The sequence below is a fragment of the Sphingobium sp. TomTYG73 genome, from assembly GCF_055394245.1.
Window position 1 is genome coordinate 761612 of the sequence record NZ_AP027340.1, and the last position, 14767, is coordinate 776378.

General features: G+C 58.9%; 9 protein-coding genes. 5 read left to right on the forward strand and 4 right to left on the reverse strand.

All coding sequences use genetic code 11. From position 1 onward, the window contains the following. Positions 1–31: 31 nt before the first annotated feature. Entirely contained in the window at positions 32–2497 is a 2466-nt protein-coding gene (locus tag ACZ5TH_RS16280) for a TonB-dependent receptor (RefSeq protein ID WP_464795300.1), read from the reverse strand. Between the two features lie 486 nt (positions 2498–2983). On the opposite strand from ACZ5TH_RS16280, the gene ACZ5TH_RS16285 reads away from it, so the two are divergent. The 5 genes from ACZ5TH_RS16285 to ACZ5TH_RS16305 all read left to right on the forward strand — a co-directional run bounded on the left by ACZ5TH_RS16285 (position 2984) and on the right by ACZ5TH_RS16305 (position 11042). Continuing rightward, complete coding sequence (locus ACZ5TH_RS16285) at positions 2984–3673, forward strand: TetR/AcrR family transcriptional regulator (RefSeq protein WP_464795301.1); 690 nt, start codon at positions 2984–2986, stop codon at positions 3671–3673. 366 nt (positions 3674–4039) lie between these two features. Then, a complete protein-coding gene (gene car, locus ACZ5TH_RS16290) occupies positions 4040–7537 on the forward strand; it encodes a carboxylic acid reductase (RefSeq protein ID WP_464795755.1) in 3498 nt (1165 codons plus the stop codon). Between the two features lie 17 nt (positions 7538–7554). After that, positions 7555–8613, forward strand: a complete 1059-nt coding sequence (locus ACZ5TH_RS16295; RefSeq protein ID WP_464772879.1) for an NAD(P)-dependent alcohol dehydrogenase — start codon at positions 7555–7557, stop codon at positions 8611–8613. An 88-nt stretch (positions 8614–8701) separates the two neighbouring features. Then, positions 8702–9919: an MFS transporter gene (locus tag ACZ5TH_RS16300; RefSeq protein WP_464795302.1), complete on the forward strand. Its 1218-nt coding sequence runs from the start codon at positions 8702–8704 to the stop codon at positions 9917–9919. A gap of 133 nt (positions 9920–10052) precedes the next feature. Beyond that, entirely contained in the window at positions 10053–11042 is a 990-nt protein-coding gene (locus tag ACZ5TH_RS16305; protein WP_464795303.1) for an NAD(P)H-dependent flavin oxidoreductase, read from the forward strand. Between the two features lie 76 nt (positions 11043–11118). Here ACZ5TH_RS16305 and ACZ5TH_RS16310 read toward each other — a convergent pair whose 3' ends face one another. The 3 genes from ACZ5TH_RS16310 to ACZ5TH_RS16320 form a co-directional block, all read right to left on the reverse strand. Further along, positions 11119–11535 (reverse strand): VOC family protein, encoded by a 417-nt coding sequence (locus tag ACZ5TH_RS16310; RefSeq protein WP_449469107.1) that lies wholly within the window; start codon positions 11533–11535, stop codon positions 11119–11121. 79 nt (positions 11536–11614) lie between these two features. Beyond that, a complete protein-coding gene (locus tag ACZ5TH_RS16315; protein ID WP_464795304.1) occupies positions 11615–12682 on the reverse strand; it encodes a hypothetical protein in 1068 nt (355 codons plus the stop codon). Positions 12683–12724: 42 nt separating this feature from the next. Next, the gene (locus ACZ5TH_RS16320; protein ID WP_464795305.1) at positions 12725–14707 is read right to left on the reverse strand and encodes a flavin-containing monooxygenase; all 1983 of its coding nucleotides are present in this window, start codon (positions 14705–14707) and stop codon (positions 12725–12727) included. Between the last annotated feature and the right edge of the window lie 60 nt (positions 14708–14767).

Here is a 14767-nt window from a genome sequence, read left to right on the forward strand (position 1 = left end):
GGCCCCATTGGGCGATGGCGCTTCGCCTTACTCAACTACCGAAATGATATCGGATCGATACGCCGTACATTCGGGGCTCCCCATATATGTAGGAGTTGAAGCCATTCTGATAGGATGCGCCCTGGCTACTGATGATATACTTTACGTTGGTAAGGTTGGTTGCGAACGCGCCGAGGTCAAAGTTCGATCCTGCGACATTCTGCCACTGCAAGTTCATGCTGAGCAAGCCATAACCATCTCCTGGGCCGCACTGGACTGACCCGGCATAGGCACCGGAATTCAGGCGGGGGCAGTTTCCGCCGATATAGGCGAACGGTTCGTCGACCGGCGCCTTGGAAGGCGACGTGTATTGGGCGTCGATATAGGAATAAGTAGCGGAAATGCTGACCTTCCCGATGGACTCATCCAGCGGCAGATCCACCCTACCGGTAATGCTGAACTGGTTCTTCGGCGTGAACTGGAAAGGTATACCAGTCAGGACGCACTGCCCCGTCGCGCCATTGAACGGAACGCCCACGCCGCAGTCGAAGCCTGGCGGCAGGCCGAAGGCGGGAATGCCGTCAGGAAACAGCGATGGCGTTGCATATTTGTCATATTTCGCAGCGATGTGCGAATAGGTCCCGGATAGCGTGAGCCAGCTTGCGGGCCGCAACTCGCCTTCGAACTCCACACCCTGGATATGCGCTTTCCCAGCATTGCTGGTCTGCGCGCCAAAGACCTGTTGCCCATTATAGAAATAGGCGGTTCCGCCTGTCCTCTGCAGATCCTTATAATCCGTGTAGTAATAATTGATATTCGTGCGGATCGGAATGCTGCCGATGTGCCAATCGGCTTTTATGCCTGCTTCATAAGCCGTTACGAATTCGGGCTGGAACGAACGTAGTTCAGGCGCGGGCGTTGCAGTGCCGACGCCGCCTGTCTTGTATCCACGACTGACCTTTGCGTACAACAACACATTCTTGTCGACATTGTAGTCGAGGCCCGCCGTCCAGTTTGGCGCCTTGAATTTGGCGCTCGATGACGTAACCGGAGCGTCAGGGAGGCCGAAGTTTGAGAAGGCCGTCAGCTTGTCCCATGTATAGCGATAGCCGACTGTCAACCGTAGTCCATCAAGACTGTCAGAGAAACTGCCGAACGATAACGTTCCCTGCGCATAAAGCGCTTTGCTGTCTGAACTTTGACCTCTTCTTGTCGGATTAGACGCGCTGACAAGCTGCGGACCTGTCGGCTTAACATTCTGGTAGTAAGCGCCTACCGTGAAGTTGAGCGCGTCTTCACCCAAATTGCCTTGAATCTGAGGTTCGATCGAATATTGGCGTGCGTCAGTGTAATAGTTATATTTCGAAAATCCACCGGGACTAATCTCATCCCCCCCGATCAAAGTTCCGCCTTGTGCGGATGGCGGCCTGTGATCGTCGGGATAGCCGTCACCATCAAAAGGCGCGCTGTTCTTCAGATGCTGATAATTGGCGATGTTGCGGAAGGTCAAAGCATCCGTGAGTTCTGCCGAAAAGATATCTGTCACGGAGAAATAGCGCGTGCGTTCGCTAAAGAGCAGTGGGCTAAGGGCTACCGAACGGATTCCGCGATCAATCTGTTGCTGCAGATATGTGCTGAACGGCAGCCCCGTTTGAGGATCGACACCGGCGGGAACGGCGTTGAGCACCGTCCCGGTGCCATGTTCCTGAACGCGAGCGAAGGTCGCAAGAAGATAATTCTCAATCCCGTCCGCCGGGCGCCAAGTTAAGCCTGCGCGGAATGAATAACGGTTGCGATTGTCCAAGTCTGTGTCAGTGGTTATCTCGTGCGTAAAGCCGTCCCGCTTTTGATAAATGCCGGCGACACGCAGCAAGAGTTTGTCTTCAACAATTGGCACGTTGAGAGCACCGCGCAATTCGATCGAATCGTAATTGCCATATTGGATCTGGCCATAGCCTTCGAGCCTATCGGTTGGACGCTGCGGCTCGAACAAGACGGCGCCGCCTGTCGTGTTGCGGCCGAACAGCGTGCCTTGCGGCCCGCGCAATACCTGCAGGCTAGCGAGGTCATAATAATTGAGGCCGCCACCATTTTGCGCATTATTGCGCTGATCGGCGATGATCGGAACCTCGGCCGAATAGAGCACCACGCCTGGGGCTGCATTGAAAGTCGCGCCTTGGCCACGGATGGTCACGTTCTCGCTATTGCGCTGCTGGCCAGAGCCGCCGACAACGAGCGACGGCACTTGTCCGAGCAAGTCCTGCGTGTTTGAAATATTTCGCTGCGTGAGCGAGCCAGCATCAAAGGCAGTGGCTGAGATCGGGACATTTTGAAGCCGTTCGGCCCGCCTGCGTGCCGTCACGATGATTTCCGACAGACCGGAGGCCGCAGGACCGCTTGCCGCTGCCGTGGGCTCACCCGGTCCCGTCGACGTCTGAGCAAAGGCCGTTCCAGCGCAGCCTGCGAGAGCTACACTCCCCATCAAGGTTCGAATGAGAAATAAGTGTCGCGCAATCATGGAATCTCCCCTTTTTGTTTAGTGATATTTTTCAAAAATTTCGCAATTGTCGAATGGACAGCATAGTTACGAAGTTAATCGTCAATTCATGGATGCATAAACTCATGCCATGAACCAAAATGGTTATGACTTGAATCACGTCAGTATTATCAACCTATAATCGCGTTTCGAAACTCATCTCGCCGATATAGAACTCAGTAAGATCATTCCGAATCGGAGATAGAATCACCCGAGGAGACACTTTTCTTTCAAACTCTCCGGGATATCGGCTCCTTTCCTCTGCCTCCCCGCTGAGCAACATGCGCCCGCGTCAAATACTTGGTGGATGACAAGGTTTTGTCAATGGGGAAAATCAGGTGCCCCGGACAATCGTAAGAGAGCAGCGCGATTCGGTCGTCTCACCGCGAGACGCCCGGGTCGCTTAATCTATTACCCCATTTCCGTTTCGTCGGTTGATCGCCGCCCAGCCAGAGATATAAGCGGCCCATGAACGATGACCGTATTGGAACCAAGCGCCGGAAACCTGGCGTCTATTCGCGCGGAGCCGAAACGGTGAACGCCATCCTTAAGGCGGCGCTGCATGTATTGGTCGAGGAAGGCGCCAGCGCCTTTACGCTCCAACGCATCGCTACCGAATGCGGTTTGAAGGTCGGTCACGTCAATCATCACTTTCCGCGCAAGGAGCTGTTGGTCGAGGTCCTGCTCGACGAGATTCTTGTTGCGGGCGAAACCCAGGTCAACGGAGCGATGGAACAGCCCAGCCTTTCCGCGGAGGACGGGTTAGCGCGGTTGATCGCCCATATTCTTGATGACGTCAGCACGAAGCAGACCGCGCATCTGTTTACCGAGCTTTGGGCCATGGCCAACCATAACAAATTGGTGGCGGATAGGTTGGGAGCACTGCATCGCCATGTCCATCAGATGATCACCTCTTTCGTGGAACGGTTGAACCCCGCGTTGAGCCATGAGGATGCGGCAGTGGTAGCCATATTCATATATGGCGCAACGGATGGAATGACGATGTTTTCGGGCTTTGGGCGGCCATGGGCATCCGACATGCCCGGCGTCAAGAATATCGCGGTCAAGGGCTTGGTAGAGCTAGCAAAAACGATCACTCCGCGAGACATATCGAATCTCCCCAGGGCAGACGCTAAATCCTCGGCCAAGCGGGGCTGACGCGCAGGGCGCCAAACGGAAATGGGATGACCAGAAACACGGCCTTTTCAGGCCTGCCTTTGCGTGCGTGTGAGAAATGCGCACTGCTCAAAAAACGGTCATTGACAAAACTTGGTGATTGCCAAATATTCGGGCCATGCTTCTGACGACGGAATTGCCCGGCGGCAGGAGTCGTAGTTTCACGACGCAAGGCGGCACCGCAGCCAAACTGTGCACCGGCTGCAATTTCGATCGTCCTCATCGTTAGATGGATGAACTGAAGAAAGATGTTCCGGGCAATAGAATGATATTGTTCTGAATAAGATAATTTCGAGAGGTGATATGGGTATTCAGGACAAGCTGGATCGCTCGCAATACACGGTGTCTATGGACGATTATGCCGAAGGCATTGCAACACGGCTGAAGTTATTGATCGAAACCGATCCGCAAGTCGCGGCAGCGATACCGGACCCTGCAATCAACACTGCAAAGCGTCTCAGTGGTCTCGGTTTCGCCCAGATCGTGGCGATTTGCATGGAGGGCTATGCTGACCGACCTGCGTTGGCCGAGCGCGCGGTGGAACTGAAGGTCGATCCCGCGACCGGGCGCACCACGCGGGAGATCCAGAAGCATTTCGAAACGACAAGCTACGCCACGTTATGGGACCGGGCGCGTCGACTTGCCGCCTTCTGGCACAATAATCCTGATCAGTCGCTGGGAGCCGATGAGTTTCTCTGCCTTCTTGCCTTTGGCAGCGTGGACTTTGCGACGGTCGATCTTGCCGCGATCCACAATGGGGCAGTGGCGGTTCCCCTTCAGGCCAATGGCGCGTTCCAGCAATCGCTGTCCATCTTCAACGAGGTGGCGCCCAGTTGGCTGGCGGTCAGCCTGGAATATATCGAAACGGCCGCCGAACTGGTCATCCAGGGCCATCGTCCGCGCGGTGTGCTGCTGTTCGATTATCATCCGGAGGTTGATGACGAGCGCGAGCGGTTCGAGGCCGCCCGGGCAAAGCTCGCCGATGCGGGTCTGTCGCATTTGCTGGTCACGCTGGAAACGGCTCTGGCGGAGGGCAGCGCGATGCCGGCCGCGCCACTGTTCGATAAGGCGGACGGAGAGCGGCTCTCGACCATCTACTACACATCAGGAAGCACCGGCCTGCCCAAGGGCGCGATGCTGCCTGAGCGGATGATCAAGCAGCTGTGGCTCGTCGATTCGCCCATGCCGATGATCAACCTCATCTACATGCCGATGAACCACACGTCAGGGCGGAGCATCGTCTTCTCGCTCCTGGGGCTGGGGGGCATAGGCTATTTCACGGGCAAGAAGGACCTGTCCGAACTGTTCGACGACATGCGCATTTGTCGGCCTAGCTACATGATGCTGGTCCCGCGCGTGTGCGAAATGATTTACCAGCAATATCAGGTCGCGCTCGACCGGCGATCCGTACCCGGCGCGGACCTGGACACGGTCAAGGCCGAGTTGCTGCGCGAAACGCGCGATATTCTCCTGGGCGGGCGTCTGCTCGTCGCTTCATTCGCCTCGGCCCCGCTCGCCCCTGAACTATCGCAGTTCATGGAAGAATGTCTGGGCTACAAGCTCGGCAATAATTATGGCGCCACCGAAGTCGCCGCGGTGCTGACCGACAACCGGGTCGTTCGTCCGCCAGTGATCGACTATAAGCTGGATGACGTGCCTGAGCTTGGCTATTTCAAGACCGACAAGCCTTATCCGCGCGGTGAGTTGCGGATCAAGACGTCGAGCATCATGCTTGGTTATTACAAGCGACCTGATGTGACCGCCGAAGTTTTCGACGAAGACGGATATTACAAGACCGGCGACATCATGCAGGAAATTGCCCCTGACCATCTGGTCTACATCGATCGCCGCAACAATGTTCTGAAGCTCGCGCAGGGCGAGTTCGTCGCCATTGCCCGGTTAGAGGCGATCTTCACCAACGGCGATCCGCTCATTCGGCAAGTCTATCTATACGGCAGCAGCGAGCGCGCATTTCTGGTGGGCGTCTTTGTGCCCAATGAAGCGACGCTCCAGCAGATGGGGATTGCCGATGACCCGGCTGCGATCAAGGACGCGTTGCGCGAAGCGATCCAGAACATCGCACGCGCCGAACAGTTGCAACCTTATGAAGTGCCGCGCGACTTCATCGTCGAGCATGAGCCCTTCAGCGCAGAGAATGGCCTGCTGGCGGGCATCGGCAAATATCAGCGGCCCAAGTTCAAGGAACGCTATACCGGCGCGCTTGAAGCCGTTTACGACAGGATCGCGGCAAGCCAGCAGGATGAGCTTGAGGCGCTGCGCCGTGAAGGCAAGGAGCTTCCCGTGCTTGAAGCCGTCGCCCGCGCCGTCAAGGCGACGCTCGGATTGGAGGATGTCGATCTTTCCAAGCGGATGAGCTTCTCCGATCTGGGGGGAGACTCGCTCTCGGCCGTGTCCTGCTCGCTGCTGCTTGAAGATATTTACGGCATCGATGTGCCGGTATCGGTCATCAACAGCCCTGCCGGAAGCATGCAGGACCTCGCCCAGTTCATCGAACGGGGTCGGAGTGGCGAGGCGAAGGGACCGACCTTTGCTTCGGTGCACGGCGCCGGTGCGAAGGAGATCCGCGCGAGCGACCTGACGCTGGATCGCTTCATCGATGGCAGTGTCCTCGACGCGGCGCGCAACGCCTCGCCTCCTTCGACGGAAGTGCGGACGGTTTTCCTCACCGGAGCGAACGGCTTTTTGGGGCGGTTCCTCGGCCTGGAATGGCTGGAGCGCATGGCCGACGTAGGCGGCAAGCTGATCTGCGTCGCGCGTGGTCGCGACGCAGCAGCGGCACGGCAGCGCATCGCGCAGGTCTTCAGCAGCGACCCGCAACTTAAGAGCCGCTTCGAGGCACTCGCCGACGCGCATCTGGAGGTTCTGGCAGGCGATCTTGGCGAACCGCAGCTTGGCCTTGCCGATGCCGATTGGAAGCGGTTGGCCCAGGATGTGGATCTGATCGTCCATCCAGGCGCACTGGTGAACCACGTCCTGCCCTATCATCAGCTGTTCGGCCCCAATGTCGCAGGCACGGCGGAGGTCATCCGCTTGGGCATCACGCATAGGCTAAAGCCCATCAACAATGTCTCGACCGTGGCGGCGGCCCATACGCCGGACGGCGTGATGATCGACGAAGACGCCGACGTACGCACGACTTCCTCCGTCCGGCCGCTGTCGAGCGAGGGCTATGCCGATGGCTATGCCAACAGCAAATGGGCGGCTGAGGTTCTGTTGCGGGATGCGCATGATCGCTTCTGCCTGCCGGTTGCGACCTTCCGCTCGGACATGATCCTGGCGCACAGCCGCTATGAGGGGCAGCTCAACGTCCCCGACATGTTCACCCGCTTGCTGCTCAGCATCGTGGTTACGGGGCTGGCGCCGCGGTCATTCTACAGCGGCACGGCCAAGCCCCATTATCCCGGGCTGCCGGTGGACTTCACGGCAGAGGCCATCGCCGTCCTGGGGGCAAAGGCGACGAGCGGCTATCGCACCTACCATGTCATCAATTCCCATGATGACGGCATTTCGCTGGACAGCTTCGTCGATTGGATCGACGCCGCCGGATATCCGGTCCAACGGATCGAGGATTACGCCGACTGGCTCGAACGTTTCGGCACCGCCATGCGTGCGCTGCCCGAGGATCGGCGGCAACATTCGTCGCTGCCGCTGCTGCACCAGCTACAATATCAGATGCCGGGAGAATTCGGGACCAGTGTTCCTTCCGCCCGCTTCCGCGCGGATGTGATCCGGCATGAAGTGGGCGCTGCCAAGGATGTCCCGCATCTGTCGCGCGAACTGATCGGCAAATATCTGGCTGACCTCTCCGGTCTCGGCCTCATCTAAGGACAATAGACACAGTCATGACAAAATTGACCAAAGGCTATGCCGCGCTGGCCTCCGATACCGATCTGGAGCCCTTCTCCTTCGCCCGCCGGGATCTTCGTGCCGACGACGTGGCGATCGATATCCTCTATTGTGGCGTGTGCCATTCTGACCTGCATCACGTCCGCAATCACGGAGGGTATGTCACCTATCCTACTGTTCCTGGCCACGAGATCGTTGGCCGGGTGGCGGCTGTCGGGAGCAGCGTCAGCAAATTCCAGCCCGGCGACATGGTTGGGGTGGGCTGCTATGTGGACTCCTGCCAGAAGTGCAAGCCATGCAACGCGGGCGAAGAACCCTATTGCGTGGAATATGCCACGCCGACCTATGGGTTCGCGGATCGGCATGACGGCATGCCATCGCAAGGCGGCTATTCCGAAAATATCGTCGTGTCGGAAAAATTCACGGTACGCATCCCCGACGGCCTGGACCCGAAGGCGGCAGCGCCGCTGCTGTGCGCAGGCATCACCACTTATTCGCCGTTGCGTCACTGGAAGGTCGGCGCGGAACACAAGGTGGCGGTGATCGGCCTTGGCGGCTTGGGTCATATGGGGCTGAAGTTCGCCAAGGCGATGGGCGCCGAAGTGACGCTCTTCACCCGCAGCCCGGGCAAGGAGGAAGAGGCGCGACGTCTGGGCGCCGACCATGTCGTGCTGTCAACTGACGAGGCGCAGATGGCGGCGGCGGCCAACAGCTTTGACTTCATCCTCGACACTGTTCCCAACGCGCATGACGTGAATCCCTATGTCGCGACACTTGCGTGGAACGGGACACTCATCCTGCTGGGACTGCTCGGCCCGATCGATCCGCCGTTGCACAATGTGTCGCTGATGATGGGCCGCAAGTCGGTCGCCAGCTCCAATGTCGGCGGGATCGCCGAAACGCAGGAGATGCTCGATTTCTGCGCAGAGCATGGCATCGCGAGCGACATCGAACTGATCGACATTCAGGACATCAATGCCGCCTATGAGCGCATGGAAAAGGGCGACGTGCGTTACCGATTCGTCATCGATAACGCATCGTTACGGGAAAAATGAGGCAGCTATTGTGAGCAAAGGTAGCCGCTCGTCACAGTTGACGTGACGGCTACGCTCGCCTTCTCCACTTTCTTGGGATCGCCATAATATGAGCAGCCTTGCGCAACGGCGCGCCGCCGCTGACCCGAACAGGCGGACAGCGCGCATGATGCTCGTCCGGGCATTTCTCGCGCAGAATACAGCCACAGGGTGCGCGTTTGGCGGCTTTGCGGTCAGCATACTGGCGATTCAGGCCCGTTTCGACACGACGCGGAGCATGGCCGCGATGGTCCTTGCCCTCACGGTGCTGGCGATGAGCGGGCTGGGTCTGATCGTCGCGGGAATGATTTCCCGGATCGGCCTGCGCAACACCATGATGACCGGTGCTGTGCTTTCGATAACAGGCTATTTTCTGCTTGCCTTGGTGCAATCAATTGAGGCTACACTTATCGTATGCACGCTCGCGATCGGCCCTGGCGCTTCTCTGCTCGGAGGCTTGCCGCCTAGTATATTGGCCGGGAATTGGCATCCACAGGCGCGAGGAAGGGCGGTCGGGATTGCGTATATTCCGCTATTCGTCACTGTCATTCCCCTGCTCGGCCTTGCAGTCATACAAAGATTTGGTCTGCCGGCATTCTTCGTGACCCTAGCGGTACTGCACATTTTGCTCCTGCCCGTACTGCTGGGCATTTCGGAGCCACCGCAGAGCGATTGCCCCGAAAGCGCCACAGTGGCTGCGGGCTCACGACCTTCCATCCTCTCGCATCCGCTGTTCTGGGGGGTGTTGATCGGCGAGGGTGTCCTTCAGGCGAGTACCATCACCGGGTCTGCCCATATCGTTGCCATCGCAACCGAATATGGGGTCGCGGCCCGCTGGGGAGCGCTGCTCCTGTCCATCAAGGGCTTTGCGAGCATATTCGGGTCCATCCTGGCAGGACTGGCTTGTGATAAATTTGGCCCCGCGCGCACATTGAGTGCTGCCGGTGCAGGATTGACCGTCAGTTGGATCCTAATTTCAGCAAGTGGCTGGTTTCCAACATTGGCGCTGGCGATGATAATCATGGGCATATCGGGAGCGGCCATTTTCCCGTTGGTTGCGGTTCTTGTCGCCCAGATATTCGGGGTAGCGGCATTTCCGCGCACTATAGGATTTCTGGGCGCTTTCACCCTGCCTTTCACATTCGGCGCTCCGGCCGCAGGTTGGCTGCGAGATACAACGAACAACTATCATGTGGCGATGCTGCTGCTCATGGCGCTATCTTTCGGGGCGGCTATCAACTTTGCTTGGATGAGCCGGACACAGGGCGGTAGAGCCTTGGCATCGTGAAGATTCTCATCCTTGCTCTTACCTTCGAAAATTAAGCAGAAGCGCTGGGCTATACGCCACATCCAAGTGCTGGCGGTTGGGGACGCAGGATAAAGGCAAGGCGGAAGCGGCCTGATCAAAGGGGAATGGTGGAATGAAGACCCGGATTACCGAGCTTACTGGCACGCGCTATCCCATCATCCAGGGTGGCATGCAGTGGGTGGGCCGCGCCGAGTTGGCTTCGGCGGTGTCCAATGCTGGCGGTCTGGGCATACTGACGGCGCTGACCCAGCCGACGCCCGAGGCGCTGGCCGCCGAGATCGAGCGGTGCCGGACGATGACGGACAAGCCGTTCGGCGTGAACCTGACCATTTTGCCGACCGCGCAGCCGGTTCCCTACGAAGCCTATGCCGAAGTCATTGCTGGATCGGGCGTTGGCGTGGTCGAGACAGCCGGGCGCAGTCCCGCCGAGTTCATCGCTCGTTTCAAGCAGGCGGGCGTCAAGATCGTGCACAAATGCACCGCCGTTCGCCATGCGCTGTCGGCGCAGCGCGCGGGCGTCGATGCCGTGTCGATCGACGGGTTCGAAGCGGCCGGTCATCCGGGCGAGGATGATATTCCGGGCATGGTGCTGATCCCCGCTGCGGCGCGGGCGCTGGACATTCCGATCCTGGCGGCGGGCGGCATGGCGACCGGGCGCAGCATGGCGGCGGCTCTGGCCCTGGGCGCGGAAGGCGTGACCATGGGCACCCGTTTCATGCTGACCAAGGAAGCGCCGATCCATGAGGCGATCAAGCAGGCGGTGGTGCAGGGGACGGAGCGCGATACGACGCTGATCTTCCGCCAGCTGCGCAACACGGCGCGCGTGTTCCGCAATGCCGTTGCCGACGAGGTGAACGTCAAGGAACGGGAGCCTGGCGCGACGTTCGAGGATATTCGGCCGCTCGTTGCAGGCGCACGCGGACGTGCGGCGCTGGAGAGTGGCGAAGTGGATGGCGGACTGGTCTGGGCCGGGCTTGGCATCGGTTTGATGGACGATATTCCGACCTGCGCCGAATTGATCGAGCGCATCGTGGGCGAATGCCGCGAGGCGCTGGGCCGCGCCGTGGCGCTGACCGGGGAGGCAGATCCGCCTATGGGATAAGGCGCTGCGACTGCTCAGACCGGCACATGGCTCGCGAAAAGCGCCATCGCTCCTCGCGAGCCTGTTTCCTGCAAAATCAACCGCCGTTCTGGCTCAGCTGAAGCATGTGACCCTCCGGATCGGCAACAAAGGCGACCTGCATGCCGCCCATGCCGGGAACTTCCCGCGCTGGTTCCAGAACACGTCCACCGGCTTTTTCCACTCGGGCGATCAGGTCGGCAATATCCTTCGTTGCCAGGCCTAGGATCAACTCGTTTGCGGCAGGCGTCTGGGTGTCGTGGAACTGAGCAAGAATGAACAGCGGCCCACCCTCGTAGGTCGGCATAAACACGACTTCGCTGACTTTCCGCTCATTAATTTCCGTTTCAACGCGGTTCATCTCGACCAGACCGATGGCCGAGGAATAGAAGGACACCGCCTTGTCGAGGTCCTTGACCTGGAGTTTGGTGAACATGAAATCGGTGTTGCCGTTCTTGCCAAAGGGTATAGCCACGTTTTATCTCCTATTCTGACATTCTCGCACAGCGATTGACTGGTCGCCGAACTGCGTGAAGCGGTGGATGAAGCCGCCCTTAGGCAGCTTGATCCATTGCATCGGGCGGGATGTTCGTAGGACCGCCAATATCATAGACCGTGGCCAGCAGTCCGACGAACGCATTGTCGTTCATGGGGTCGGTCGGCACTTCGAACTGGACACCACGCTTCTTCATGTCCTCGATCAGCATGTTGATCGCCTGCTCATGGGTGATGTCGTCTCGGTGATCGTAGGTCAGCTTGAAATCGTCCATGTCCTTGAACAGGCGGGCGCCCCAATGGACCAGGAAGCGCATTTCCTCTTCCGGCACCTTCTGGATGACCTTGCCAAAAGTTTCGATCTGCCAGCCGGTCGGATCCTGCGCATCAGGGCCAAAGGTCGAACTGATGTCGAGCCCTTGCGGCCTGCGCATGGCGACCGGACCCGCAGCCTGTCCATGGTGGAACGTCATCTCATTTTCGACGACCACTGCACGGCCCCACATGGGGGCGTTGATCTGCATGGCCTCACCGCTCGGCCCATCAGGCCAGCAGTTGAAGCCGCCGCCGATCTTACCTTTATAATACCAGGCGATCACCTGGCCCTTCTTCGAGCGCCAGCGATTGAACAGGCAGGACTTCGCCATGGTCAGCAGCAGCCAGAGCGGCGTGTTTTCCATCGTCAAACCACGGAAGACCGTGCCATCCAGATGGGGTGGCCCGCCAAGGGGGGTTGGTCCCTGGATATTGAAGAGGAAGGTCTCCGGCTCGGCATATTGGCAGTCGTAATAATTACGCACCAGCTCGAGAAAGCGGGAGTTGTAATAGCAATCCTCGATCTCCGGGTAGAAGCAGGTTCCCCCCCGCGCCAAATATCCTCGAAATCCGGGATAGATGCCAATCATGTCCCAGGTCAGCTTGACCCCTTCCGGCAATTTCTTGCCTGCGCCTGAAGTCGTGGCGATAACCTCCTCTGGCGTCTTGAAGTTTTCTGCCAGCATCAACGGCCAAGGACCATTGTTACGAGCAACACTCAACAAACGCGCATGCTGATCGTCCGTATACGCCTTATCGATCAACTGCGGAGGTGCGACAGGGCGGAACTGCTCTGCGAGATCACGAAGCATCATCTAGTCTCCCAATATCATTCGGTTGTTTACGGAAGCGGATCAAATGGTCAGCATTTCCATTTCGCGCGGTGCGGGCTTGACGGCATCATCGGCGCGGGTGACGTTGAAGTCTTCTTCGCGGGGCGAACGCAGGACATGCCAGATGCGCGAGTTGTGGCGCGGGATGGCGAGGATGACCTTCTTCTGCCCGTCGGCGCCCTTGTCGCGATAATAGCCATGGGCGCTGCCGCACTGGACCCAGGCGGTCTTGGCCAGGTTCGCATCGACATCGTCGATGAACGCCTGCGTCGCCTCTGGCGAGACATCGAAGGACGACAGATGATCGTCCACCATCCATTGCAGCAGTTCGATGATATAATGGACCTGCTGCTCGCTCACCACCGCATGGTTGGCGACCAGATAGCTGTAGGGCGCGCCCATGAAGACGAAGTTGGGGAAGCCGGTGATCAGCATGCCTTCATAGGAGAAGGGATGCGGGTCGAACGCGTCCGTCAAAGTTTGGCCGCCGGCGCCGCGAATGTCGAACTGCCGCCCGAAATGCAGATTATAGCCGGTCGACAGCAGTAGCACGTCGCATTCGATGCGCGTGCCATCGGCCAGGATCACCGCGTCCTGCTCGGCCTCGGCCAATTCGCCGCGCACGATCGACACATTGGGCTTTTTGAGCGTGTCGTAAAAACCGCAATCCAGGATTGGCCGTTTCGCGAACACCGGGAAGTTGGGTGTCAGCAATTCCACCATCTCCGGATCGTCCGGGAAATGACTCTTCAGATAGCCTTCGCACATCATGCGCATGCCGTCGTTAATCGGGCCAAAGCCGCCCGTCTTCGCGGCATAGTCCTCATCCTTCATGATCATGCCGTGCATGTCGCGCATCTGGCTGTGCAGGCTTTGCAGACGCTTCCACTGCGCGACGAAGGGCACATATTCCATCGCCCAGCGCTCGATTTCGGCCACCGGCGCATGCGCCTGCGGATTGGGGATGATATGTTCCGGCTGGCGCTGCACGATCACCAGCTCGCCGACCTTGTCGGCAATGGCCGTCGCCACCTGCACGCCCGAACAGCCCGTGCCGACCAGGACGACCTTCTTCCCCGTCAGATCGACCGAATGGTCCCAGGCGGCCGAATGAATGACCGGCCCCTTGAAGCTGTCGAGATGCTTCACCTTGGGATAATTGGGATTGTTGTTGGGTCCCACCGCCATGATGAGCACGTTGCACTCATGGCTTTCCGGCTTGCCGTTCCGGATCGCCTTCACCGTCCAGATCTTGCGCTTCTCATCCCATTCCGCACCCTCGACCCAGGTCCCGAACCGGATACGGTCGCGAAGGCCATATTTGTCGGTCACCCGATCCAGATAGGACAGGAATTCCTGGCCGCGCGGGTAGAATTGCGTCCAGGAAGCGTTGGGCTCGAAGGAGAAGGAATAGATGCGGCTCGGCGTGTCGACCGCCGCGCCCGGATAGGTGTTGGTCAGCCAGTTGCCGCCAACCGTGTCCATCGCCTCCAGCACGGTGAAGTCAAATCCCGCCTGCTGCAATTTGATGGCCGCGTTGATGCCCATCATGCCCGCGCCCACGACCAGCACCTTGAAATCGGCGGGCGGGACATCGGCCGCCTTGCGAATGCGCGTGTCGGTGGTGAACCCGGCATGCTGGAACGCGACATCCACCGACATTTCGGGAAGGTCCTGACCCAGCAGCAAACGGCTCATCCGCTTGAACATCGGCCGGTCCAGCTGTGGCATGACCGGAGGCTTCCCGGCCTTTACCGCCACGCGCAGGCGATCGCGGATCTCGGCGACCACGGCCGGATCGATGGCAGGCCGTTCTTCATGCGCATGGATATCGACGAACGTCTCGACCAGATCTTCCTGGCGGCCGTCGATCGCATCCCAATAGTGGTTCAGCAGCGTCCGATTGCCGGTCATCTGGATCAACGCCATCAGCGCCATGGTGGGGTCCAGCGCATCGATCGCGGCATCGACCCTGGCATTCATGTCCAGCACCCGTTCGTGCATCCCGTTTCTCCTCATATGTGTCCGCTTTCGGACTCGATGAGAATGAATTACACATTGGTG

Bases quoted from the DNA above. Each gene is read 5' to 3' on its own strand.
- ACZ5TH_RS16295 (WP_464772879.1), top strand. From the start codon at position 7,555: ATGACAAAATTGACCAAAGGCTATGCCGCGCTGGCCTCCGATACCGAT.
- car (WP_464795755.1), top strand. From the start codon at position 4,040: ATGGACGATTATGCCGAAGGCATTGCAACACGGCTGAAGTTATTGATC.
- ACZ5TH_RS16300 (WP_464795302.1), top strand. From the start codon at position 8,702: ATGAGCAGCCTTGCGCAACGGCGCGCCGCCGCTGACCCGAACAGGCGG.
- ACZ5TH_RS16315 (WP_464795304.1), bottom strand. From the start codon at position 12,682: ATGCTTCGTGATCTCGCAGAGCAGTTCCGCCCTGTCGCACCTCCGCAG.
- ACZ5TH_RS16320 (WP_464795305.1), bottom strand. From the start codon at position 14,707: ATGCACGAACGGGTGCTGGACATGAATGCCAGGGTCGATGCCGCGATC.
- ACZ5TH_RS16305 (WP_464795303.1), top strand. From the start codon at position 10,053: ATGAAGACCCGGATTACCGAGCTTACTGGCACGCGCTATCCCATCATC.
- ACZ5TH_RS16285 (WP_464795301.1), top strand. From the start codon at position 2,984: ATGAACGATGACCGTATTGGAACCAAGCGCCGGAAACCTGGCGTCTAT.
- ACZ5TH_RS16280 (WP_464795300.1), bottom strand. From the start codon at position 2,497: ATGATTGCGCGACACTTATTTCTCATTCGAACCTTGATGGGGAGTGTA.